The organism is Ideonella flava, from assembly GCF_051857595.1.
Lineage (GTDB): Bacteria > Pseudomonadota > Gammaproteobacteria > Burkholderiales > Burkholderiaceae_C > Ideonella.
This window is the reverse complement of record NZ_JBPZHD010000001.1, coordinates 167,233-190,643: the sequence shown is the minus strand read 5'-3', so window position 1 is coordinate 190,643 and position 23,411 is coordinate 167,233. Positions and strand designations below refer to the sequence as shown.

Here is a 23,411-nt window from a genome sequence, read left to right as displayed (position 1 = left end):
AAGCGCGGAAAGAGCGATGGCGCTGGAAGGGGTGGTCATTGACGTGGAGCCCTAACGTTCGAGGTAAGGGGCGGCTTGCGCCCTGGCGCAAGACGTCCCCTTGACTGAGGGGTTAGCCGCACTGCCAGAAGAACCAACCCTCTGGCGTTTCCTTGGTCTTGCGAAGAAAGAGGTAAGCGATGCCACCATCACCGAGATTGGGCCCTTCGCAATAGTGTGATCGACCTTCGAATTTCTCTGCGTCTTCGACAACTCCAGGAGTCGAGCTCTTCGGAGCGCTGAGGAAGCTATACGTACTGTCCAGTTGACCAAAAAAGGCCCAGCCCTCAGTTGGGGCTTCGTCCGGGCTCTGGATCCAACGAGGAACGCTCCCAAGTCGGGTGCTCCAGGTCGGCTTGGCGGCTTCGGACTCGGGGAGTTCGAAGAACTCCGTGGAGGAAAAGAACAGACCTGCCTGGTCTTCTGCAATTTCATCATCTCGTTCGAGCCACTCAACGATGCGTGCCTCACGCTCGACGACCGGCGAGTCATTTGGCAACACCGAGAACTCAGCAATCAGGTCTTCTGGCTCGGTGACGAAGCATGCATTGGCTCCCGACCCACCCTCCCAGGTTGAGCACATGCCTGGGTCGTGATTGCATTGGAAGACGCTTAGTACCCGGCCAGGCCTGCCGAGGTCGAGTCTCGGCGGATGGTGGACAAACTGAGCAAGGAGTGACTGAGACTTGCCACACTCGCGGCAAGTGGGCCAAAGGCTTGGTGGCAAGCCCCAAGGCAGACCCCCGAGTTTGTCTTCCGGTTCAGATTGCGAAGACAACTCCGTAGAGAGACGAAGAAGCGGAATGAAGTAGCGCATAGGAGGATAGGGGCGGCTAACGTTCGACGTAAGGGGCGGCCCGCTTGCGGGACGTCCCCTTGACGGAGGGGTTAGCCGTCTGCGAGGGGAACATACTTTTCCTTCAGAACGATCTTCGCTACCGCTGGCTCGACCAACTTGACATATGGCTTCTTCGGTGACGACTTAAACATCACGTAGTGTCCTTTGCTGGTGCGCAAAAAGCGTGTGAGCGTGTAGGAGTAAATCACACCGTCTCGTTCCTGACCGTAGGTCTCGGATTCCTGAACCACTTCGCTACTCTCGGGGTTAAGGCCGAGTTGGTAGGCTCCATTGCTTGCAAGCCACAGCTTGAACTGCTCCGCGGCTTCGGCCCTGTGTGCATTCAGGTCCTTGACCTCTCGCGTCAAGGCGGAGAAGACCGAGGCGATGAAGACAAACAAGAGGAGGGCTATGAAGGCGGCTTGAATGACCTGCTCCGGACTCAATGAGACGGCTAACGTTCGACGTAAGGGGCGGCCCGCTTGCGGGACGTCCCCTTGACGGAGGGGTTAGGCATCTGCGGGCAGTGACCAGACATAGGCCACCTCGCTATCGGCTCCTGAACAGGCCAACACCAGACGCTGAGGTTCTGGCGAAAGGGCAGCCACCTGGCTCTGAGCGGCAACAACGGATTGAACCATTTCGACGTAGAACTGTTCGTTGACTCGCGTGGCCCCCAACGGCGTGCGGGCGAGATTGACCAGACTGAAATCTCCGAGGGACAAGCTGCGACCAATGTTTGCCTGCCAAAGTCTTGCGGACTTCAGGTCGCCGGCCCGAGCGGCACTGATGAAATGCTTCATGTTGTAGTTGTTGATTGATCGAACGACTCTGCTCGAATTCTCTTCGGTATCCACGCAAACCGATACCGCCATTGACTCGTGATCGTGATAGAGGGCGAACGTGAAGACGGGAACCTGACGTTGCTTGGCCTCTGCAATTGCATTGGACAGAACTTCGGCGAAGAGTTTCGACAGCGACATACTTTTGATGCCTAACGTTCGACGTAAGGGGCGGCCCGCTTGCGGGACGTCCCCTTCACGGAGGGGTTAGGCCAACCCGGCTGAGCAGGGAGATGCCCGGAACGCGACGCCAGCACCGACGAAAGCGCTGGACTTTGTGCAACTGCAGCACGACGCTGGCGTGTGGAGACTTCAGGCATTCTTGTATTTCGAGTTAGGCAACCCGGAGATGCAATTCTCTCCCATCGGCTGGCCAGACGCGGCAACCTTGACCGGGCAGTGACCCTCACAAAGTACCGCGACGCGGGAACTTGCCTCAAGCTGGCTTCACAAGGCCAGCCACCGGCACGCTCCGCAGGCCGCCGAGGTTTCAACCCTGTGACCACGTTGGCACGAAGACGGGTGGAGCCACCACGGTCCGCGCGCTGGCCGCCGAAGGACGGACAGCCCAAGCCGACGTTGGAGCGAGCACGCTTTTCCCATGGGCTCAAGGCATCGAGACCGAGGCATTTGGTATTGGCGGCCCGATGAGCTGCCGCTGACGCAGTTGCCAACTTGGCTGTTCCGGCTGTTCCCGCCACGCGGGGCCTAACGTTCGACGTAAGGGGCGGCCCGCTTGCGGGGCGTCCCCTTGACGGAGGGGTTAGGCGAACCCGCTTGAGCAGGGAGATGACCGGAACGCGAGAGCACGACCGGCGAGGGCGCCTGACTTGAAAGCCAAGAGGCACGACGCTGGCGTGTGGAGACTTCAGGTATTCGGTATTTCAAGTTGGGCCACCCGGAGATGCGATTTTCTCCCATCGGCTGGTCAGACGCGACGGCCTTGACAGGGCAGTGACCCTCACAAACTACCACTCCGCGTGAACTTGCCTCAAGCTGGCTTTCTAAGGCCAAGCCACCAGCACTCTCGGCAGGTCGCTGAGGCTTCAACCCTGCGACCACGTTGGCGTGAAGACGGGTGGAGCCACCACGGTCCGCGCGCTGGCCGCCGAAGGACGGACAGCCCACGCCGACGCTGAAGCTGGCACGCCTTTCACTCTGGAACCAGGCAACGAGATTGGTGTATTTCGCGGCTGAACTTGGCAGACAAGGCATGAGCTCAGCCTTCAACCCGGGATTGCCTAACGTTCGACGTAAGGGGCGGCCACAAGTGGGCGAAGCCCGCTTGTGGACGTCCCCTTGACGGAGGGGTTAGGGCGCGCGTTGACTGCGCTCATGGAAGGCGGGGCTGGAAGTTTGGAACCAACTGGCTGAAGAGCGCCGCGGCGGCCTCCTTACCCGGCTTGCAAACGAGCGTGAAGTTCAGGATCTTGCGAGACGTGACATACCCGAGATAGATGTAGATATGCTCGCCGGGAACCTCTGCCGCGAACGACAACTCTAGCCCGGCGCCCCCAGAGTGCGGCTTAATGCTGCGCTGCCATACAACGACGCGACTTGGTGTGGCCTGCTCCAACGCCTCAAGCCGACTGGAAAGGTTCATCTCCGCCAATGCGTGAGCCTTGGCGTCGGGAATCTCATAGAAGTCAGCGGAGACGGTGATTCCAGCACCCTGCTCAGCCGAATGAAAATTGACCGTGTTGTCTTCGGCCGTAGGCACTTGCGTCCACTGGGCTGGAAGCGCGAGAAAGAACTCGCTGTACCCGTACTCGTGCAACTTTGGCTTGGGAGTCGCGGGAGGAGTAAGCGAGAAGGAGAAGGAGAACAGCTTCGACATGGGGTCCTTCCGTGCGCCCTAACGTTCGACGTAAGGGGCGGCCGCAAGTGGGCGAAGCCCGCTTGTGGACGTCCCCTTGACGGAGGGGTTAGGCCTGACCAAGGCGTTGCTCCAGTGCCCGTAGCGCTTTGGCCAGACCTGTGTCTGCTTCATCGTACGGGTAGTCGAAGTAGTCGACCTTGACCCATTGAGACTCTTGACCGGGATGAATGTAGATCTCGAAGTCATCGACTAGCAAGGCCTCAGGGACGCTTGCGCCCGGAATGAAACTGAGGTCCTTGGTCTTTCCCTCCCAACTGACGTACTCGACATCTGCGAACCAAGAAGGGGCAGCCTTCTCGTCAACCAACAGGCTGGCAATCTTGCGGAATCGCTCTTCTTTAACGGTTGTGTACATGACTACCCGAGGGAAGAGAGCTTGGCACCGCTCCAGAAAGGCAAAGAGGCCAGGCCTCGGGATCTGGCTCATCGCGTTCGAAATGAGCGTGCCTTCGAGATCGAGTGCAAGAACGGTCAGATGAGACATGCCGAATGGAAAAAGCAAAGGGCCTAACGTTCGACGTAATGGGCGGCCGCAAGTGGGCGAAGCCCGCTTGTGGACGTCCCCTTGACGGAGGGGTTAGGTGTCGCTCGCATTGCTTCGCTTTGCTCCCAACTCCAAGACGTATTCAGATCGAGACTCGGCACTGTTTTGCTTGCCCTTGACGAGGCACCAAGCGAAAAAGTCTTGGGCAACTACTTGAACCTTGCTGGGAACGATGCCCATAGCCTGAAGCTGCTGCAACCCTTGCTCTGCCATTTGGATCCACTCGGAGTAACTGGCTTCAAAGCGCTCAGGGTCGACTGATGTTTCCTTGACCTTGGCCCACTCAGCTTCTGTGTACCAGACAACCCCGAAGTTCACCGCCGGAGGATTGACCTTCGGCTGTAGCCAAGGCGGAAGCTTGTGCGTTGGCATTTCGAAGTGGGGAAGGGTAGACGGAATTCTTGCAGGATTCGGCTGGCACGTGAAGCCTGAGACACCTAACGTTCGACGTAAGGGGCGGCCCGCTTGCGGGACGTCCCCTTGACGGAGGGGTTAGGCGGCAGCACGCTTTGCATTGGCCACCCAAGCACCAAAGCCTACACCCACCGGACCAGCCAGCGACCACAGCACCAGCAACGACTTGGCCGGCCGGCCGGGAAACTGCTGAACGACTGTGGCCAAGACGGCGGCGGTAAGCAGCATGGAGATGAGGCGCCAGGACAAAGCACCGGCCAGCCGCCCGGCTACGAAACCACCAAGAATAAAACTAAGAAGTCGAATGATGGCGTCAGTGAGCCATAGCGAGGAACTGCCAGCGCGGTAGACGGTGCCGGAACTGGCGGTGGACCCAGCAATTGCCTGCCATTCGGCGAAGCTCGCGGGAACAATGGCCTCAAGCAACGCTTGAGTTCCGATCGCGACGAGCACGGCGACCAGCGACGCAAACCAAGCCGAGCTAGCGCGGACTTGCATTGACTTCCTGACGCCTAACGTTCGACGTAAGGGGCGGCCCGCTTGCGGGACGTCCCCTTCACGGAGGGGTTAGGCCTCTCCTTAGTGCTGGACAACTGGCTCGCATTGGCGCGTAGAAAGCTACGAGCGCTCAACATAGCCCTGCTTCCTCAACCTAGCCACAAGCCACCTTTTACCGAAGAGGCCGCAGAAAAGCATGGTTAAAAGATATGCCAAAGCAGAGAGGGCTGCTGCGATGTTCAAGAGTGACGCGATGTCAGAAAGTGAGCGCAGCTCCATTTCCGCGGCTGCGTTTTCGCTCACGCTCATGAGTTTGAAGAACAATGCTGTGAAGGCAAACGGACGCCACAAACCTTCCGACATTGCCCAGAGGCCAGGGAGGAAGAAGCCGATCCAACAGAAGCCCAGCTTCACGATTCGATGGTCGCCGTTGGGGTGGATTAGGTGAACTGACTCTTTCATGAACTTAAGAGCGCGCGTCGGTAGCGGCCAAGGTGACATCGAGAGGCCTAACGTTCGACGTAAGGGGCGGCCGCAAGTGGGCGAAGCCCGCTTGTGGACGTCCCCTTGACGGAGGGGTTAGGCCATTCGCTGGCGGAGAGCTTCGCCCGGCTTGAGGCTACAAAGCTCATGATTGAATGAATCTCCCGAGCGCAGCAGTTGCTGCCGCAGCAACCAACCAAGCGCCAATGCGCTTGAGCAAGGCTATATCGAGCGAGCCGGCGGCTGAAGGACTGCTACGCCCGAAGCCAACCACAAATGCGTGTGCAGGAAGAGCAACAACCAAAAGCGTTCCAACAATGAGCTCGACGCTGCCATCGGCACTTGGCCCGCCAAACCTTGACCACAAGAATGGCCAGCCAACAGCTGCGGCGATGCCTGCCAAGGCTGCGGTTACTGGAGTGGGCGTGATCTTCAAGTGGTTGAGGGGGAAAGCTGAACCGGGCTCATCATGCCACTCCAACCTATCTGTCCGGCTCGAGCGCGCTCCGTCGTGGCCTAACGTTTGAGATGAGAGGCATGACCCGGCTTGCCGGGGCATGTCCTCTCGATTGAAGGGTTAGGCGTCGCGGCGGAGCTGGAGCGTTGGCCCGGGAACGCGCGGCACTTCACCTGGAATTTCCCCTTTTGTATTGGCGACCTCTTCCATTGCTGCAAGCCACTTTGAATCTTGGTCACGTTGCAGGAAAGCGCGAAGTTGATGCAAGAGAACCTTCGCATGTTCCCATGACACCTCGACCTGATTGATTGCTTGCCATTCGATCCGCTTCTCTTCCCGAACTTCCAGGCGTTCAAAGACAACGGGTTGTTCATAGCCCAGACGAACCAACTCACCTGAAGCAGCTTCTTCGGAGACGAGGGCGAAGTGAAGGCAGTACTTTGAGCCATTGGCTCCAACGAACCCGGCTTGCAGGGAACCGCCGTCTCGGATCATCTCGATACTGGTGTTGGCGCTGATTGGGGGCAACATGCGACGCCTAACGTTCGACGTAAGGGGCGGCCCGATTGCGGGACGTCCCCTTGACGGAGGGGTTAGGCGCCGGATGGTGGCGCTCGGCTGCACCGTTTGCGCAACTGGAGGGAGGACCTGACCAGACGTTCATTAGGTTCTCCCGCTTAAAGATAAGTTCGATAGGCCCACGTAGCCGCGACCACGAGACCTATGGCCAGCAACGATGTGAATAGGTACCAAAGTACGCGAAGTCCAGATAGTGACTGACTTGCAGTGCGACGCTCGATGAACTCGTTGCCTTGGTGAATGCCGGGCAAGCGGGAATAGGCTTCACCAAGCAACTCTCCGACTCCGCTCAGAAGTAGATACAGCGGTGGACCTGCCAAAAGGAAAAGGAGCCACTTCGCAGGGCCTTGGGGCTGAAAAGCCCACAAAGCATATGCCGCTGCTAGCGCGATGAGAAGCCATACGAGAAGTAGAGAGATGGTCAGCTTCTTCGACATGGAGGGACGAGGAATGTCGGAGCCTAACGTTCGACGTAAGGGGCGGGCCGCTTGCGGGACGTCCCCTTGACGGAGGGGTTAGGGATCTGGGTGGCGCTGGCTCGAATGCTCATGATTGACCTCAAAGAAGCCGCTCCTGCTACTGTGACGACTGCTCGGAAGCTTGACTCGATGAGAGCCGCTCTTGAAGCGCCGCGTCCTTTCGACGAGCGACGTCCCACAACGCGACAAAGATTGTGACGAGAGCCAAGGGCCACGGAAGGAGAACAATCAATAATGCAGCGAAGGGGTTGGCGAGGGCAACGGCAACGAAGAGAAGAGAGCAGATCGCATAGGTGGCGACAAGCTTGCCCACAAGAACGGAGCGCCCAAGCCTGAAGCTTAGGATGCAAAGGGTCGTGACGAGAAGAGCAATCGGCACGATGAGGCCGAACAGCACTCCGGCCGCTGAAAAGCTGGAATGGATTGCTTGAGCGCCAGCGGGAAGTGATAGGAAAGAGAAAGGCAGTGCCGGCCACGCTTTAGATAAAACGCCCACTGCTCTGCACCGAAGAGAAGGCCTTGAGCTGTGCATGTGATCCCTAACGTTCGACGTAAGGGGCGGCTTGCGGCTTGCCGCAAGACGTCCCCTTGACGGAGGGGTTAGGGCTCACGGCCTTGCCCTCCGGTGCGCGGTGGGAGCTTGCTTGCGAGGTAGAACGGCTCAGCCGCTAGCAAAGCGTCGTGCCGCTGACGCAGCGCCGCCAACTCAGCTTTGAGGCGCTTGATGAGCGAGCGCCGGCCCTCATTGGACTCCATACCTTCAATTCTCGCGATTTCCTGCTCCAGGTCGTGACTTCGACGCACGTTTGAGGCGGACTGGCGCACAAAGTACCCTCTTCTGGCCTGAGCGTATTACGCCTCTAGCTCCTGCCAAAGCTTTGGCTTGGACTTTGGCGGCACTGGGCACTTGTAGCCAATGTTTTCGCATGCGCTTGCACAACTGGGGCAGCGCACGTTCTGAGAGCTACCAGGCCTGCGAACGGCTTCTCTGCACCCGAAGCAAACCCAGTGATAGTTGCTCATGGTCTTGTCTTCTTGAGCCCTAACGTTCGACGTAAGGGGCTGGCCGCAGGCCAGTCACCTTGACGGAGGGGTTAGGGCTTGTCACTTGAGGGCTCGGACTTGGCGGAACCATGTTGAGACTTTGGGTGTGAATGCGAGAGTGAGGCCCAAGACCATAAGGCCATACGAACCCCAATCGCGGGCAAGCTCAAACGGAAGTGCGTCAGATATTTGTGAATGGCTAATGGTGATGATGCAGTCGCACAGACCAACGGCGAGTAGCAATGCGAGCGTGTAGCGTGCCCAATTGGCTCCGCGCGCAACAAGCCAAATGAGTGGCGCCTCCACTAGCGGCAAGCCCAAAGCGCCGACCAACACAAATGAGTAGTCCTCGGATGGACTTGCCTGCTTGAGATACCAGACGTGAAAGAGGGTGAGCAAGAGGCTACCAACCATTTCGAATGCGAGTACGCCGACGGCGACCTTCAGCAGGATCGGCCGTGGCGGCCGGGTAGGCGGCTCCATGTCGAGAGGGGCCTTCGGCGGGGAATAGGGAGGCGATTGATTCATACGGTGCAAAAAAAGCCCTAACGTTTGACGTAAGGGGCGGCCGCAAGTGGGCGAAGCCCGCTTGTGGACGTCCCCTTGACGGAAGGGTTAGACCTCTCCGACGACAAAGAATAGCTTGGCCATTGAGAAGTCTTTTGGCATCGGCCAGGCGAGCGATGCCAGCTTCTTGATCAAGCTTTCGCTGCGTTCGCCATCAACCGTGACAACCAGTTGCTTCATTCGCCCTTGGTCGATAAGGACGACCAGCTTCACCCAGTGGATTTCCTTGGAGACCTGAGAGATTGCCAGCTCCCGAGCGAAAGCTGCTTCGACCTCTTTCTGAAACGGCTCAGGGATCGGACTACCCCGATGGCCCCACTCAGACAGGAAGACTCTGCGCTGAACGCCCCGGACGGACCACCATTGCTTGCGAACATGCGGATCTGAGTGATCGAAGAGCTCCGCATAGATTGGATGAAGTGTCGTGAGGCAGAAGTTCTGCAGCGACTCATAGAACGCCTCGTCTGCTTTCGTACCAGCACCCGCGACGAAGTCGTCAAGCCTTCTTCCGTTCTTGAATGTGACGGAGATTCTCGACTCGACGGAGTAGAGCTGGCCCGGCTTGAGTTCCTTGGCCTCATTGATCTCGCCGTCAAGAAGAACGCCCTTGCTTGGGAAGAAGATTCCGTTCCTTCTCTTCTCGAAGTCGCTAAAGCGGTGATCTTTGAGCCACAACTCAAAGTAGGAGTTGACGTACTCAGCGCCTTGACCAGCGGTAGCGGAAGAGACCCCTACCAGAAGAAGGAAGCAGATGAGAAGGTGGCGGGTGGAAGACATGAGGTCTAACGTTCGACGTAAGGGGCGGCCCGCTTGCGGGACGTCCCCTTGACGAAGGGGTTAGGCCTCGGATGGCTCAACGAAGAGACGGCAGCTTGAATAGCCAAACCACAAGGCAGCAAAAGCGACTGCAACCGACACGACGCTGAACTGATGGAGGGCTTTTGCATTTGACTCTCACCGGCTGGCTGAAGTGGACCTACTGCACCCACCGGCTGGAGAAGCGAGCCAAGCGGAACTTGGAAAGCAAAAGGATACCCCGACAATCCGCCGTGCAAAGTTGGCGCCCACCGGCTGACCGAAGGCAACAAGGCGCTACCCATGAACTTTGCACTCATGACCACACTGGCGATGAGCGCGGTGACGACTCGACTACAGAGATCGGCGACCTCAAGCTGCGAAGCTGACAGCAACGCTCCACTGAACTCCCTTGCCATCCGAGCGAACCGTGATACCGGCGCTAACCCGGCAGCTTCCTGCCCGGCAGAGGCCTAACGTTCGACGTAAGGGGCGGCCCGCTTGCGGGACGTCCCCTTGACGGAGGGGTTAGCCGTCTCCCAGATAGGCGCCACCCAACTACTTTGGCGTTGATTATTCATGCGCCGCTTCAAAGAGCTCAATTGGATTACCCGAAGGGTCTTCGGTCAGAACCTGTTTACCACCTGGACCTTGAATGGGATCGCTTCGGAACCTGGCACCTGTGGAGTGCAATGCACGCATTGCTTCCTCGATACTCTTGACTTCGACGACGATGCGGTTCCAGCCGCCTGGCTCTGGAATAGCACCGCTCTGCAGTGGCTTTGAGGCCGATGTGCCAGGGCCACTCAGCCACAGGTTCAGGTCAGCTCGGGTAAGCATGACAAATGGTGGGCCCCATCGTTCCGTGACCTTGAAGCCGAGCGCTTCATAGAACGGGAGAGATGCGTCTACGTCTTTGACGAGGTACCGGACCGTTGCCATATTCGCTCCAAGGTAGTGTGGCGGAGAACTACAAGACGGCTAACGTTCGACGTAAGGGGCGGCCACAAGTGGGCGAAGCCCGCTTGTGGACGTCCCCTTGACGGAGGGGTTAGGGCACACGGTATTGACCATCAGCACCCCACGGATGAGCTTGCTGCAAACCAAACTGCAACTCTGCCTGAGGGTAGGCCCGACATGGGCCCAGACTGCGCTGACCAACGCAACACAGACCGCCAAGCCTGAGCGGAACAGCCCCAGCAACTTGACTGCGGCAATTGACAACAACCACCCGCCGGCTGCCACGCAGCACCAACCCTACAGCCGGATTTGTATTCGGCCCAACTCACAGCGCTCGCCTCATTGCCAGCAGCCAGACCGACACATGAGCGCAAGGCCGACAAGAACGCGGGCTGACGCTGCCACCTTGACGAAGCACCGACTGGCTGCTGGGAGAACAGAAGATAACGCCCTCGGACATGCTGCATTCCTGCCTTCGTGTGCCCTAACGTTCGACGTAAGGGGCGGCCCGCTTGCGGGACGTCCCCTTGACGGAGGGGTTAGGCCGCGGATGGCCCAACGAGGAGACGGCGCCCTGAAAAGCCAAACTACAAGGCAGCAGAAGCACTCGCAAGGTACACGGACGCTGAAGTGATGGAGGGCTCGTGCATTTGACAACTCACCAGCCGGATCGAAGTGGGCCTACTGCACCCACCGGCTGGAGAAGCAAGCCAAGCGGGACACGGAACGCAAAAGGATACCCCGACAACCCGCCCTGCAAACCTGACGCCCGCCCGCTGACCGAAGGCAACCTGGCGCTGACCATGCAATTTGCACTCACAAGCACGGTGGCGATGAGCGCGGAGACGGCTGCGATGGCACCAATGGGCAGCATCAAGCTGCGACGCTGACAACAACGATCGCCGGGATTGCTTGCCGTCCGAGCGGCCGTGATACCCAACGCCAACCCTGGATGTTCCCCGCTTGGCGAGGCCTAACGTTCGACGTAAGGGGCGGCCCGCTTGCGGGACGTCCCCTTGACGGAGGGGTTAGGCCGCACGGTTGGAGAAGGGCGGTGACCGGCAGCTTGCCGTCCTGGAGCCAGATTACCCTGCAGCAACCGCCTGACCAACCCGGAATTTTGGCCGGGGACCGCGCAGAGCCCAACCGGGCCACCAATCACAGGCGTCTGGCTGGACGCGCGGATGAAGCACTCGACAGGACGCAACGAAGAACAAGAGAGGGGGCCGGCAGGCCCTGCCACCACCTTTGGCGTGAACGTACGGCGACGCATCGACAAACGCGCTGTATTGCCCGACCCTGAAAGCCCAGGGCGACGCTCACCTTCGGCCACACAACTGCTTGCGACGCCCCGACGAGCACGGGGATTTGGTTTTAGCGACATGGCTGAGCGGCAGAACCCTGGGCGTTCAAGCGCCTTCATTTCGATGTGGCCTAACGTTCGACGTAAGGGGCGGCCCGCTTGCGGGACGTCCCCTTGACGGAGGGGTTAGGGCGCTGGAGGCTGATGGCAGAACTGGTGGTGAACAGGACCGCCCGGAACAAGCTACCCACAGGACACGACGACCTCAATGGACTTCTGCCCGATGTATAGCGAAGACTCGCCGCAATTGGAGTGAACGTGGAACATTGCAGCAAGATAGAGCCCACCCAAACCCAGGAAGAGACTGACCAAGATCTTTGCCGAACGCCGCAGCTTCCCTAGAGAGACGAGGCGGACGCAGGCTACTGTAGCAACGAGGAAGACAAGCGATGAGAACCATTCCCAGTTTCGCGCGGAAACCTCACCTGTGCCCACAACTCAAGCGCGGCGTGGCTTCCGAGTGATAGCAGCCATGGAAGTGCCATGACTGCCGCAACTGCGAGAGATCGGTTGCACAGGCGTGACCAAATGGCATTCATCTAAAGACCGGACGAGGCTGCGTGTGCGCCCTAACGTTCGACGTAAGGGGCGGCCGCAAGTGGGCGAAGCCCGCTTGTGGACGTCCCCTTGACGGAGGGGTTAGGTGTCGCTCGCATTGCTTCGCTTTGCTCCCAACTCCAAGACGTATTCAGATCGAGACTCGGCACTGTTTTGCTTGCCCTTGACGAGGCACCAAGCGAAAAAGTCTTGGGCAACTACTTGAACCTTGCTGGGAACGATGCCCATAGCCTGAAGCTGCTGCAACCCTTGCTCTGCCATTTGGATCCACTCGGAGTAACTGGCTTCAAAGCGCTCAGGGTCGACTGATGTTTCCTTGACCTTGGCCCACTCAGCTTCTGTGTACCAGACAACCCCGAAGTTCACCGCCGGAGGATTGACCTTCGGCTGTAGCCAAGGCGGAAGCTTGTGCGTTGGCATTTCGAAGTGGGGAAGGGTAGACGGAATTCTTGCAGGATTCGGCTGGCACGTGAAGCCTGAGACACCTAACGTTCGACGTAAGGGGCGGCCCGCTTGCGGGACGTCCCCTTGACGGAGGGGTTAGGGCGCTGGCTTGCCGAGCAAGTAGAACTCAGATGCATCTCTGAATCGCCTCAATTTGGACATGGATAGAGGCACTGATCAGGACGATGTAGCCAAGCACTCCAGCCCCTAAGGCTGCTCCAACTCTTGCCTGAGGACTCCGGCCCGGGAAACTGGCCGCTAGCAAGGCTAGAAATGCTGCACTCGCGGTCCCCCAAACAATTGCCAATGACTCAAACACGAGGGCAGGATTGATATCACCCGAGGAGCCAGTCTTGAGATCGGCCAAGCAGCCGGACCGATGCATGTGTTGCATTGCAATCGCGAAGCACGCAATGGCTGCGACGCCGAGAATGCCCTGAGTGACTTTGCGGACCGACGGATTCATGGCGCCCTAACGTTCGACGTAAGGGGCGGCCCGCTTGCGGGACGTCCCCTTCACGGAGGGGTTAGCCGGCTGGGAATGGATAGGAAGCATTCTTGACTGCTTTGGCCATGAAGAAGCGTTCAGCCTCTGCGGCGGGATAGCCCTGGAACCGGGCAGACTTTAGGCTTGAACTTGCCTCTAAGACGGCAAGTGACCTGTCAGGCGGGACCACGCCGAACAGTTGCAAGTGTGCCAAAGCGGGCAACTCAGCCAGCGGATCGAGGGAATCCACCACAAGCTGCTTTCTTGAGGCGTCCCAACTCGGGAGGGCCTCAAGGGATAGCGCGACAAGTTGGACGAGATGCTTCAGCGGGGCGAGAGATCGTGCGCGGGGAAAGTGGAGGATTCTCAACTCCCTCAGGTTGCCAAGCATAGAGATCTGTTCGAACGACTCATCGGGGAAGCCAGCGATGGTCAAGCGTGTGACGTTGCGAAAGCGCGCAAGAGGCGCGAGGGTCTTGAACTTGCAATACCAGACGGTAAGGCTTTGAACCTCCAATGGCTCAGCAACAGCCGGCATTTGCCTTTCAGCGACGCGCATGAACTCAAGGTGCATAGCGAGTGAGACGGCTAACGTTCGAGGTAAGGGGCGGCTTGCGCGTATGCGCAAGACGTCCCCTTGACTGAGGGGTTAGGGCGCACAGCGCGAAGAGCAGGGTGTTGGTCCATGGCGGGACCGAACCTCTGCGACCCTGCAATTGATGGACGTTGCGACTTCAATTGACGGGCCTCACTTCGTTTCGCGATACCACGCCTTCGACGAGGTAAGCATCGCAGAACCACCGCTCACCAAGCGCTGCCCGAAAGCCAACCGCGATGTGATCGGGGGAGATGAGCTGAAGAGATGGGCTCAAGTTGAGTTCGCGCACGACGCTCGCGGCCTGAACGGCTGTTGTGCCGACCGGAATTTTCGAGCATGCAGCTTGAGCCTTGGCTTCAGCGCGAGACGCCGCAAGTGCCGTATACCCAAGGGACAGCGCAACAATTAGTACAGCAGCCGTAGCCAACTGAACAAGTGCTCTCTTGGCGAGCGTGATTTGCATGCGCCCTAACGTTTGACGTAAGGGGCGGCCCGCGTGCGGGACGTCCCCTTGACGGAGGGGTTAGGCGTATGGTCCGCTGAAGCGCTACTGTCGGCCCTACCAAGGCGCTTGTGCATTGATTGCCTTCATGGTGCAGCTAACAAGCTCAGCATACAGATACACGCCGACGGCCTGGAATGACTTGGCAACTGCACAGTTTGCGTCATTGACTGCACCCTTCTGGCATTCGCGTCGCCCCCGAGAAGCACCCTGACCGAACTTGCCGTCGATGGCCATGGTGACTGAGTCTTCCCAGTCCGGATCCCGCGTGGCGAAGATGCTTTGGTATTGAGTTATCAGATGCTTGAACAGTTGAACATCCGCCTCGTCGTAATCGACGGCACGCGTACGGAAGCATGCTACTGCCTGCGTTGACGCAAGTTGGAACTTCTGCAGACGTTCATCGCCGGGCGACTGCACAGGCGAAGAGCTAGAGGCGGAGGTGTCTTGCCGCCAGATCGTGACCAGGGAAGATTGAATCGTTGTCGAGAGTGAACTGCTGTCTGTAGGTGCTGCAATTGCCAGGCAGCACGAGACACCTAGGACGGAGGACACTAGGTGCTTCATACGCCTAACGTGTTTTAGACATCAAGCCGTCTTCCTACGGCTAGGCAGAAATGCCTATGGTTGACCACGTTTGCGTTTTTGGAATGGCTGGGGTAGGCATTTCGGTCTGGGGGGAACAGTCCCAACTTTCTGGCATCTTCATATGGCATGAGCCATGTCTTGTCGTGGCGTTTCCACTTGGCGCCGTGTTCGATCGCCTGGCGGCGGGTCTCTTCGTCGTCGTATGGGATGGTGACGGCCACAAGTGTATGTGGCCGCATTTCGATGGGACGGACGTCGATCAGCAGTTCGACGGTCGTGTAGCGCAGTTGGCAGTGGGAGTCTTCTCGATACCGGACGCAGACAAGCGAGGGGCCAAAGCGGCGAAGCCATTTCAGGGTCCCATGCCGAGGAGGAGTGAGCGTCTTGATGGTTCGACAGGATGCTGCGTCCGCGCCAGTGGCCTCCGCATTGCGCGGGGATGAAGGACGGGACGCCGTCACGCCGAACTCTGTCTCATGGCGGTCGGTTTGGGGTCCGCGGCGGGTACGACGAGGTTGGGACGATGAAGGCCTTGTCATGAGGCAATGGTAGACGGATACTGTACATAAATACAGTTGTTCAACCTTGCTTCAAAGCCAAGAGTGACTTCAATAGCCGATCGACCGGGCTCCGAAAGCGAGCCTCCTTCCGCAGGGCCGGTTGTGCCCACGGCCGCCTCGTTGAAGTTGCTCGACCAACTCCGCCAGCACATCCGCTATCGCCACTACAGCCTCCGGACCGAGGAGGCTTATGTGCATTGGGTGCGGGCATTCATCCGTTTCCACGGGCTCAAGCATCCGCGGTCGCTGGGGCGGGCCGAGATCGAGTCCTTCCTGACCTGGCTCGCGGCTGAGCGGCAGGTGTCGCCGTCCACGCACAAGCAGGCGCTGTCGGCCTTGCTGTTCCTTTATCAGCAGGTGCTGGGGCAGAAGGATCTGCCCTGGATGTCCGAACTGGGTCGGCCCAAGCGGCAGGTGCGGCTGCCCGTGGTGTTGACACATGCCGAGGTCTCGCGCCTGCTGGCGACCTTGCCTGATGAGCATCGGTTGGTGGGGCGCCTGCTCTACGGCACCGGCATGCGGCTGCTGGAGGGGCTTCGGCTGCGCGTCAAGGATGTGGATTTCGCGCGGCAGGTCATCATCGTGCGCGATGGCAAAGGGGGCAAGGACAGGGTCGTGATGCTGCCCGCGGCCCTCGAGGGCCCGTTGAAGGCGCAGTTGAGGTTGGCCCATGGCCTGTACCGGGCCGATCGCGAAGCTGGCTTGGCCGGCGTGCACCTGCCGCACGCCCTGGCTCGCAAGTACGCCCGCGCCGCCGAGTCCTGGACCTGGTTCTGGCTGTTTCCGCAAGCCGTGGTTTCGATCGATCCGCGTTCTGCTCCCGCCGGGGCGGATGGGCCGCGAGAGCGCCGGCGCCACCACCTGCAGGACCAGGCCTTCCAGCGGGCCTTCAAGCGCGCGTTGCACGAGGCACGCATCCCCAAGCCGGCCACGCCGCACACGCTGCGCCATTCCTTTGCCACACACCTTCTGCAGGCCGGGGTGGATATCCGCACGGTGCAGGAGCTGCTCGGCCATGCCGACGTGAGCACCACCATGATCTACACCCATGTGCTGCGCCTGGGCAGCAGCGGGGTGCGCAGGTTCGCGCCTGCCGATGGCGACGTGTCGGCGGCTCGTCGCGGGGTCGCCCGCGAGCCGGACGCGGCCTATGGCGACGGCGCAAGCCACCACCACGAAGAACTTTTGCCATGCCAACCCGTTTCCACGATGGCGAAGACGGTGAAGACGACGATGGCCGCGATGGTCGCTTCCCGGGTGCTCGTCCCCTCGGTGGCGGTGCCGTGCCCGGCGCCGCCTTCGGCCTGCCCGACTATGCCGAGCTTCACAGCCGCAGCAACTTCAGCTTCCTGACCGGCGCCTCGCAGCCGGGCGAGTTGGTGGAGAGAGCGCAGTCGCTGGGCTACCGCGCGCTGGCGCTCACCGACGAGTGCTCGCTGGCGGGGGTGGTTCGCGCCTATGAGGCAGCGAAGGAGCTCAAGCTCGGCGATGAAAACCGTCGCCTGCGATTGATCATCGGCACCGAGATGCGCCTGGCGTCTTCACGGGCCACCGCCGGACTCAGTTCATCGACGACACGAACGCGAACACGAACGCGAGCCCCAACGTCAACGTCAACGTCAACGTCAACGTCAACGTCAACGTCAACGCTAACCCCGACCCCGACCCCGACCCCGATCCCGATCCCGATCCCGATCCCGATCCCGATCCCGATCCCGATCCCGATCCCGACCCAGATCCCCAACCCCAACCCAAACCCAAACCCAAACCAAAACCAAAACCAAAACCAAAACGCCCATCCCCATCCCCATCCCCATCCCCATCCCCATCCCCATCCCCATCCCCATCCCCACCGCCCCTCCGGCGATGGCGCCCGTCTCGTGCTGCTGGCCCAGACGCGCCGCGGCTACGCGAACCTGTCGCACTGGATCACCCTGGCGCGTCGGCGGGCGGGGAAGGGGGGCTACGAGGCACTTGCCTCGGACCTCGAGGGCAAGGCCTCGACGGCCCCGGGGCTGGCGGGGCTGGGGGGCTGCCTGGCCCTGTTGGTGATCGATGGTCCACCGTCCGAGGAGGGCGGGGTCGGGCCGCCGGAATTCAGCGCGCTGTACGCCCAGGCGATGTGGTTGAAAACCTGGTTCGGCCCTGAGCGGTGCGGCCTGGCGCTGGCCTTGCGCCATCGCCGCTTCGACGACGAGCGCCTGGCCATCGCTCGCCGTGTGTCGGGCTTGACGGGGCTGCCCATCGTCGCCACCGGCGACGTGCTGATGCACAGCCGCTCGCGCAAGCCTCTGCAGGACGTGCTGGCCGCCACGCGGCACCGTTGCACCGTAGCCCAGGCCGGCCTGCGGCTCGAGTCCAACGGCGAGGCGCATCTGCGTTCGCGCCAGCGCCTGGCCGAGCGCTACGAGGCCGCCTGGCTGCAGGCCGCGGTGGAGTGGGCCGGGCGCTGCAGCTTCTCGCTCGCCGAGCTGGAGTACGAGTACCCGCGAGAGATCGTGCCGGAGGGCCACACGCCCACCACCTGGCTGCGCGAGCTCACCGAGCAAGGCCTTTTGAAGCGCTACCGGGACAAAGGCCGTGTGGAGCCGGCGCACGTGAGGCAGAAGGTCGAGCACGAACTGGCGCTGATCGAGCAGCTGCGCTACGAGGCGTACTTCCTCACCGTGGCCGACATCGTGCAGTGGGCCCGCGGCCAAGGCATCCTGTGCCAGGGCCGTGGCAGCGCGGCGAATTCGGTCGTCTGCTACGCCCTGCACGTGACCGAGGTCGATCCCGATCTCGGCAACTTGCTGTTCGAGCGCTTCATCAGCGCCGAGCGCAACGAGCCGCCCGACATCGACGTCGACTTCGAGCACCAGCGCCGCGAGGAGGTCATCCAGTACATCTACCGCAAGTACGGCCGCCACCGCGCCGCGATGACCGGGGTGGTCATCAGCTACCGCGGCCGCTCGGCGCTGCGCGATGTGGGCCGCGCCCTGGGCTTCGACCTCGATCGAGTCGAGGCCGTCACCAAGCAGCAGCCCTGGTGGGACGACCACCCCGGCCGGTTCGATCCGCAGAGGCTGCGCGAGCATGGCTTCGATCCCGAGTCGCCGCTGGTGAGGCTGTGGGCCGAGCTCGCCTCGCAGCTGCGAGGTTTTCCGCGCCACCTCAGCCAGCATCCGGGCGGCTTCGTCATCGCCCGCGACGATCTGTCCGAGCTGGTGCCGGTGGAGAACGCCGCCATGGAAGGCCGCACCGTCATCCAGTGGGACAAGGACGACCTCGACACGCTCAAGCTGATCAAGGTCGATATCCTGGCCCTCGGCATGCTGTCGGCCATCCGCCGCTCGCTCGACTGGGTGCAGCACAAGGGCGACGATCCCGTCGCGGGGCTGAAGGTGCCCGCCGCCCGGCGGCTGGAGATGGACGACCTGCCGAAGGAGGATCCTCGCGTCTACCGCATGCTGTCCGCGGCCGACGCCGTCGGCGTGTTCCAGGTCGAGAGCCGGGCCCAGCTCAGCATGTTGCCGCGCCTGAAGCCGGAGAAGTTCTACGACCTGGTGATCGAGGTCGCCATCGTGCGGCCCGGGCCCATCCAGGGCGGCATGGTCCACCCTTATCTCAAGCGGCGCAGCGGCGAAGAGCCGGTCGACTACCCCAGCCCTGAGGTGGAGCGGGCGCTGGAGCGCACGCTGGGCGTGCCGATCTTCCAGGAGCAGGTGATGCAGCTGGCCATCCTCGCTGCGGATTTCACGCCGGGCGAGGCCGACCAGCTCCGCCGCGCCATGGCCGCCTGGAAGCGTCGAGGCGGCCTCGGCCCCTTCGAGCAGCGGCTGGTCGGCCGCATGGTGGAAAAGGGCTACCCGCGTGAGTACGCCGAATCGATCTTCCACCAGATCGAGGGCTTCGGCGAATACGGCTTCCCCGAGAGCCACGCGGCCAGCTTCGCGCTGCTGGTCTACGTCAGCGCCTGGATCAAGCGGCACCACCCGGATGCCTTCCTCGTCGGCTTGTTGAACAGCCAGCCGATGGGGTTCTACGCACCGGCGCAACTTGTGCGTGACGCCAGGGCCCACGGCGTGGTGCTGCGGCCGGTCGACGTGACGCTCAGCCAGTGGGATTCGACTTTGGAAGAGTCGTCCGCCGACGATGATGCCCATCCCTCCGCCGAGGCGCCCTGGCCGCACAGCCCGCCGGTGGCCAGCCTGCGGCCGGTGCGCCTCGGCTTCAGCCGCCTGAGCGGCTTCCGGGAGGAGGTGGCGAAGCGAATCGTCGCGGCCCGCGGCGAGGCGGCTTTCACGAGCGTGGAGGATCTCGCCCGGCGCGCAGCCCTGGATGCCCAGGCGCTTCGGCTGCTGGCCGATGCCGACGCGCTGTCGATGCTCGCCGGGCACCGGCGCGAGGCGGCCTGGGCCGTGGCAGGTGTCGACACGACGCAAGCCCGCGCCATGGCCGATGCCCAAGGGCCGCGGCCGCTGCTGCACGCGACGAGGACCGAGGAGCCGGAGCCTGCACAGCTCGAGGCGCCCAGCCTCGGCGCTGCGCTGCTGGCCGATTACCGGCGCACCGGCTTGTCGCTGCGAACCCATCCGCTGGCCCTGCTGCGCCCGCGGCTGGAGGCTTTCAGGGTGAGCACCTCGGCCGAGCTGCAGCACTTCCGCGATGGGCAACTGGCCCGCGCCAGCGGCCTGGTGACCCATCGCCAGCGCCCGGCCACGGCCAAGGGCGTGATCTTCGTCACCCTGGAGGACGACACGGGCCCGGTCAACGTCATCGTCTGGCCGCAGCTGGCCGAGGCGCAGCGCACACCATTGCTCACTGCGAGGCTGCTCACCGTCTACGGCATCTGGCAACGCCAGGGGGAGGTCAGGCACCTGGTGGCCAAGCGTCTGGTGGATCACAGCGCCTTGCTGCGCGAGCTGGACGCGGCGTCGTCAGGCCACCCGGCGGACGAGGACCGCTCCCGCCCCAATGGCCCCCGCGCACCAGAAGACAAGAAGCTCGGCCGCGGCCAGAGCGAGAGTCTCAAGATCTCCAGCCGCGACTTCAGGTGAGCACTTGCAGATCGAACGCGCGTTCGGCGAACCACACCGCCGCGATGGCTGCGATGGCCACCGAGCCGCCCACCAGCACCACCTGCCGATAGAACCGTGTCTCCCGCACCCACCACGCCAGCGGCAGCGCGATGGCCACGATGCCCAGCTGCCCCAGCTCGACGCCCACGTTGAACCCCACCAACGACCGCGCCAACTCGACAGGCTCCAGCCCCAGCTCCTTCAGCGCGCCCGCAAAGCCGAAGCCGTGCACCAGGCCGAACACGAAGGCCATCGGCCAGCGCACGGCCGCTCCGAAGCGGCCGATTGCCCGCTCGGCGGGCGGCGCCGGTACCCCGGCGCCGGGTGCTTCAGGTTGCCAGCGCACGGCCGCTGCGAAGCGGCCGATGACCCGCTTGGCGGGTGGCGCCGGTACCCCGATGCCGGGTGCTCCAGGTTGCCAGCGCACGGCGGCCGCTGCGAAGCGGCCGATGACCCGCTTGGCGGGTGGCGCCGGTACCCCGGCGCCGGGTGCCCCAGGACGCCAGCGCACGGCCGCTGCGAATTGGCCGATGACCCGCTCGGCGGGCGGCGTCGGTACCCTGGCGCCGGGTGCTCCAGCTCGCCAGCGCACGCCCGGCAGGAAGCGCTTCAGGTTGTCCACGGCCGCCAGCACCACGCTGGCGGCGATGAGCGACTCCACCACGCGCGATGGCGGGTCCGCATAGCCCAGCACGGACAGCGCCAGCGTGATCGAGTGCGCCACGGTGAACGCCGTGACCACCTGAGCCACCCGCCACAGCGTGGCACGCCATCCGCCCGCTTCGCCCGTCCGCGTCACGAGCACCGCCGGCAGCATGAGCGCCAGCAGGAAGAGCACGTGGTCCGTGCCGATCAGGATGTGGCGGATGCCTTCCGCGACGAAGCTGCCGAAAGTGGACGCCGGCGCCGCGCCGCCCGCCTCGCCACCGCCGGCCAGTGGAAGCGGCCCCGCGGCAGGCGCCAGCACCGCCGTCGTCACGCCGCCCTCTGCAACCGCGCGCCATTGCAGCAGCCCGCGATGCGAGGCATCGCTGTCGCCGAACAGGCGGTAGTCCACCTTCAAACCTCGCACGCTGACGTCGGCCGGACAGTGCCAGTGGCGAGCCAGGACGGCGTAGCTGCCATCGGCATGGCTGTCGATGCGCGGCGCATCCAGCGCGCCGGGCGTGCACGGCAGCAGATCGCGTTCGCCCACCGTCAATCGCAAGCCGGCGTCAGCCAGGGCAGCGATCTGCGGCCAGGCCAGCCGAACCTCGCCCCAGGTGATGGACCCGTCGTCATTGGCGTCCAGCGGCAGCACGCGGTCCAGGTCGCGCAGGGCGATGTCCCAGCGTTGCTCCACCACGTTGCCGCGCGCAGCGAGATCCAGCGTCGCGTTGCTCGGCGCATGGGCCTGGGCGACTTCAGGGGCGAGAAGCAGGCAGCTCGCCGCGCCGATAGACGCCAGCAGGAGGCGCACGGTCCGCACGGAGGAGTTCATGTGCGCACCTCCTTCCCGTTCGAGGACACCTTTGCCATCCTGAAGCGCGCCGGCCAGCGGGCATCCCGAAACCCTTGTTCGCGAGCCCAGGCCAACACGGGCGAGGCCGCGTCCGGCCGGCCTGCGGCATCGGCCGCGCGCAGCAGCAGCAGGGCATCCGCCGGCTCGCGCTGCCAGACCCAGTTGGCCTCGGCCAGCGCCAGCGCCGCCTGCGCGTCCCCCCGAACGTCCAGTGCAAAGCGCGATTGCTCTCGAGCGTGGCCCATGTCGCCGCGTGCCAGCGCGGCATCGAAGCGGGCTTGCACCTGGCGGGCGAGTTCGTCGGCCACCCGCCCGCGCGCCGGCTGCCGGGCCGCGAGCTGGCGGTTGGCAATCGCTCGACGCAGCAACAGGCCATCGGCCGCGTCGTAGGTCTGCAAGAGCTCGTCCACTTCCGCGGGCCGGCCCTGCTCCAGCAGCCAGTCGGCCCTCGCGGCCAGCGCGTACAGGCTGGGCGCATCGCCGGCCGTCGCTTCGAGGAACAGCCGCTCGGCCTCGTGGCGGCCGGAGCGTTGCGCCAGCTCCGCGCGCAGCAGGCTCAGCCACGGGTCATTCCCACGGCCGAGCGATGCGAGCGTTGCATCCGCCCGGCGCGCATCCAGCCGCCCCTGCAGATGGTCCAGCTCGGCCAGGCAGGCGCAAGCGGGGGTCGTCACGGTCTCGCCGAGCGCTGCATAGGTGTCGCCCATGAGCCGCCCGCAGCCCGCACGGGCGTCGGCATAGCGGCCTTGCACCTGGTGGATGCCGGCGCGCGTCAGCTCGGCCTGCGCGCGCAGGGCCAAGGCAGGCGAGCCGTGGCGCGCATAAGCGGCTCGCCGGGCCCAGCCGCTGTCCGCTCCGGCCGAAGGGTCGGCCGTCTTCGGCGCGCCCACGAGCGAGTCCAGGTCCGACAGCGCGCCGGCGAAGTCGTGCTGGCTCTGGCGGACCATGGCCCGCAGCAGCCGCACCTCGGCGGGCGGCTCGGCGGCGTTCCACCACGGCGCGAGCGCGGCCTGGGCCTGGCCCCAGTCACGAGGGTCGCCACTCCGATGGGCCTGCTCCATGGCCCGGCGTGCGAGCGCCAAGGCCGTCGAAAGGCTGGCAGGAGACGGCATCGCGCTGGCCATGCCCGGCCCCGAGGCCGGCAGCATCCGGCGCGGCGCCACGCCGGGCAAGCGGGTCGGCAATCGTTCGACGACCTCCCGGTCATCGGTCGGCGCGCGCGGCGCTGCCGGTGCCGCTGCCGCCGCCATGAGAAGCAGCAGCGCTGCGAGGAGGGGGCTCATCCGGGGCGACATGTCGGCTCCTGGGCTCGGTGCGGAAAAAGCCTGATCC

20 protein-coding genes are annotated in these 23,411 nt (G+C 62.8%); 2 read left to right on the top strand and 18 right to left on the bottom strand.

The window, feature by feature from the left end; translation table 11 throughout:
- Positions 1 to 112: 112 nt before the first annotated feature.
- From ACS5PM_RS00865 to ACS5PM_RS00790, 16 genes are all read right to left on the bottom strand, one after another.
- Positions 113 to 622 (bottom strand): hypothetical protein, encoded by a 510-nt coding sequence (locus tag ACS5PM_RS00865; protein WP_439384439.1) that lies wholly within the window; start codon positions 620 to 622, stop codon positions 113 to 115.
- A 305-nt stretch (positions 623 to 927) separates the two neighbouring features.
- Complete coding sequence (locus ACS5PM_RS00860) at positions 928 to 1,323, bottom strand: hypothetical protein (RefSeq protein WP_439384437.1); 396 nt, start codon at positions 1,321 to 1,323, stop codon at positions 928 to 930.
- 63 nt (positions 1,324 to 1,386) lie between these two features.
- A complete protein-coding gene (locus ACS5PM_RS00855) occupies positions 1,387 to 1,860 on the bottom strand; it encodes a hypothetical protein (protein WP_439384435.1) in 474 nt (157 codons plus the stop codon).
- A 1,192-nt stretch (positions 1,861 to 3,052) separates the two neighbouring features.
- A complete protein-coding gene (locus tag ACS5PM_RS00850; protein ID WP_439384433.1) occupies positions 3,053 to 3,556 on the bottom strand; it encodes a hypothetical protein in 504 nt (167 codons plus the stop codon).
- Positions 3,557 to 3,644: 88 nt separating this feature from the next.
- The gene (locus ACS5PM_RS00845; protein ID WP_439384431.1) at positions 3,645 to 4,082 is read right to left on the bottom strand and encodes an NIF family HAD-type phosphatase; all 438 of its coding nucleotides are present in this window, start codon (positions 4,080 to 4,082) and stop codon (positions 3,645 to 3,647) included.
- 93 nt (positions 4,083 to 4,175) lie between these two features.
- The gene (locus ACS5PM_RS00840; protein ID WP_439384417.1) at positions 4,176 to 4,514 is read right to left on the bottom strand and encodes a hypothetical protein; all 339 of its coding nucleotides are present in this window, start codon (positions 4,512 to 4,514) and stop codon (positions 4,176 to 4,178) included.
- Positions 4,515 to 4,634: 120 nt separating this feature from the next.
- On the bottom strand, positions 4,635 to 5,054 hold the full coding sequence (locus ACS5PM_RS00835; protein WP_439384429.1) for a hypothetical protein: 420 nt from the start codon (positions 5,052 to 5,054) through the stop codon (positions 4,635 to 4,637).
- 120 nt (positions 5,055 to 5,174) lie between these two features.
- The gene (locus ACS5PM_RS00830; RefSeq protein WP_439384427.1) at positions 5,175 to 5,468 is read right to left on the bottom strand and encodes a hypothetical protein; all 294 of its coding nucleotides are present in this window, start codon (positions 5,466 to 5,468) and stop codon (positions 5,175 to 5,177) included.
- A 214-nt stretch (positions 5,469 to 5,682) separates the two neighbouring features.
- Entirely contained in the window at positions 5,683 to 5,973 is a 291-nt protein-coding gene (locus tag ACS5PM_RS00825; protein WP_439384425.1) for a hypothetical protein, read from the bottom strand.
- Between the two features lie 141 nt (positions 5,974 to 6,114).
- Complete coding sequence (locus tag ACS5PM_RS00820) at positions 6,115 to 6,525, bottom strand: hypothetical protein (protein ID WP_439384423.1); 411 nt, start codon at positions 6,523 to 6,525, stop codon at positions 6,115 to 6,117.
- A gap of 2,186 nt (positions 6,526 to 8,711) precedes the next feature.
- Complete coding sequence (locus tag ACS5PM_RS00815; RefSeq protein WP_439384421.1) at positions 8,712 to 9,440, bottom strand: DUF6348 family protein; 729 nt, start codon at positions 9,438 to 9,440, stop codon at positions 8,712 to 8,714.
- A 591-nt stretch (positions 9,441 to 10,031) separates the two neighbouring features.
- Positions 10,032 to 10,400 (bottom strand): VOC family protein, encoded by a 369-nt coding sequence (locus ACS5PM_RS00810; protein ID WP_439384419.1) that lies wholly within the window; start codon positions 10,398 to 10,400, stop codon positions 10,032 to 10,034.
- Positions 10,401 to 12,420: 2,020 nt separating this feature from the next.
- Positions 12,421 to 12,759, bottom strand: coding sequence for a hypothetical protein (locus tag ACS5PM_RS00805; protein WP_439384417.1), 339 nt, complete (start codon positions 12,757 to 12,759; stop codon positions 12,421 to 12,423).
- Between the two features lie 551 nt (positions 12,760 to 13,310).
- Positions 13,311 to 13,829 (bottom strand): hypothetical protein, encoded by a 519-nt coding sequence (locus ACS5PM_RS00800; protein ID WP_439384415.1) that lies wholly within the window; start codon positions 13,827 to 13,829, stop codon positions 13,311 to 13,313.
- A 175-nt stretch (positions 13,830 to 14,004) separates the two neighbouring features.
- Entirely contained in the window at positions 14,005 to 14,331 is a 327-nt protein-coding gene (locus ACS5PM_RS00795) for a hypothetical protein (RefSeq protein ID WP_439384413.1), read from the bottom strand.
- 96 nt (positions 14,332 to 14,427) lie between these two features.
- Complete coding sequence (locus tag ACS5PM_RS00790; RefSeq protein WP_439384411.1) at positions 14,428 to 14,925, bottom strand: hypothetical protein; 498 nt, start codon at positions 14,923 to 14,925, stop codon at positions 14,428 to 14,430.
- A gap of 635 nt (positions 14,926 to 15,560) precedes the next feature.
- On the opposite strand from ACS5PM_RS00790, the gene ACS5PM_RS00785 reads away from it, so the two are divergent.
- Both ACS5PM_RS00785 and ACS5PM_RS00780 read left to right on the top strand, forming a co-directional pair.
- Complete coding sequence (locus ACS5PM_RS00785) at positions 15,561 to 16,871, top strand: integron integrase (protein ID WP_439384409.1); 1,311 nt, start codon at positions 15,561 to 15,563, stop codon at positions 16,869 to 16,871.
- The gene (locus ACS5PM_RS00780) at positions 16,802 to 20,557 is read left to right on the top strand and encodes an error-prone DNA polymerase (protein ID WP_439385584.1); all 3,756 of its coding nucleotides are present in this window, start codon (positions 16,802 to 16,804) and stop codon (positions 20,555 to 20,557) included. The genes ACS5PM_RS00785 and ACS5PM_RS00780 overlap by 70 nt, the downstream gene beginning before the upstream one ends.
- Here the strand turns inward: ACS5PM_RS00780 and ACS5PM_RS00775 are convergent.
- Both ACS5PM_RS00775 and ACS5PM_RS00770 read right to left on the bottom strand, forming a co-directional pair.
- Positions 20,550 to 22,058 carry a HupE/UreJ family protein gene (locus ACS5PM_RS00775; protein ID WP_439384408.1) on the bottom strand — a complete coding sequence of 503 codons (1,509 nt, stop codon included), beginning with the start codon at positions 22,056 to 22,058 and terminating at the stop codon, positions 20,550 to 20,552. The two genes, ACS5PM_RS00780 and ACS5PM_RS00775, sit on opposite strands and share 8 nt — an antisense overlap.
- Complete coding sequence (locus tag ACS5PM_RS00770) at positions 22,055 to 23,362, bottom strand: hypothetical protein (protein ID WP_439384406.1); 1,308 nt, start codon at positions 23,360 to 23,362, stop codon at positions 22,055 to 22,057. The genes ACS5PM_RS00775 and ACS5PM_RS00770 overlap by 4 nt, the downstream gene beginning before the upstream one ends.
- Positions 23,363 to 23,411 lie beyond the last annotated feature (49 nt).

Coding starts and splice junctions, on each gene's coding strand:
- ACS5PM_RS00805 (WP_439384417.1), bottom strand. CDS start 12,759: ATGCCAACGCACAAGCTTCCGCCTTGGCTACAGCCGAAGGTCAATCCT.
- ACS5PM_RS00815 (WP_439384421.1), bottom strand. CDS start 9,440: ATGTCTTCCACCCGCCACCTTCTCATCTGCTTCCTTCTTCTGGTAGGG.
- ACS5PM_RS00855 (WP_439384435.1), bottom strand. CDS start 1,860: ATGTCGCTGTCGAAACTCTTCGCCGAAGTTCTGTCCAATGCAATTGCA.
- ACS5PM_RS00775 (WP_439384408.1), bottom strand. CDS start 22,058: ATGAACTCCTCCGTGCGGACCGTGCGCCTCCTGCTGGCGTCTATCGGC.
- ACS5PM_RS00810 (WP_439384419.1), bottom strand. CDS start 10,400: ATGGCAACGGTCCGGTACCTCGTCAAAGACGTAGACGCATCTCTCCCG.
- ACS5PM_RS00850 (WP_439384433.1), bottom strand. CDS start 3,556: ATGTCGAAGCTGTTCTCCTTCTCCTTCTCGCTTACTCCTCCCGCGACT.
- ACS5PM_RS00795 (WP_439384413.1), bottom strand. CDS start 14,331: ATGCAAATCACGCTCGCCAAGAGAGCACTTGTTCAGTTGGCTACGGCT.
- ACS5PM_RS00800 (WP_439384415.1), bottom strand. CDS start 13,829: ATGCGCGTCGCTGAAAGGCAAATGCCGGCTGTTGCTGAGCCATTGGAG.
- ACS5PM_RS00845 (WP_439384431.1), bottom strand. CDS start 4,082: ATGTCTCATCTGACCGTTCTTGCACTCGATCTCGAAGGCACGCTCATT.
- ACS5PM_RS00835 (WP_439384429.1), bottom strand. CDS start 5,054: ATGCAAGTCCGCGCTAGCTCGGCTTGGTTTGCGTCGCTGGTCGCCGTG.
- ACS5PM_RS00770 (WP_439384406.1), bottom strand. CDS start 23,362: ATGAGCCCCCTCCTCGCAGCGCTGCTGCTTCTCATGGCGGCGGCAGCG.
- ACS5PM_RS00820 (WP_439384423.1), bottom strand. CDS start 6,525: ATGTTGCCCCCAATCAGCGCCAACACCAGTATCGAGATGATCCGAGAC.
- ACS5PM_RS00840 (WP_439384417.1), bottom strand. CDS start 4,514: ATGCCAACGCACAAGCTTCCGCCTTGGCTACAGCCGAAGGTCAATCCT.
- ACS5PM_RS00865 (WP_439384439.1), bottom strand. CDS start 622: ATGTGCTCAACCTGGGAGGGTGGGTCGGGAGCCAATGCATGCTTCGTC.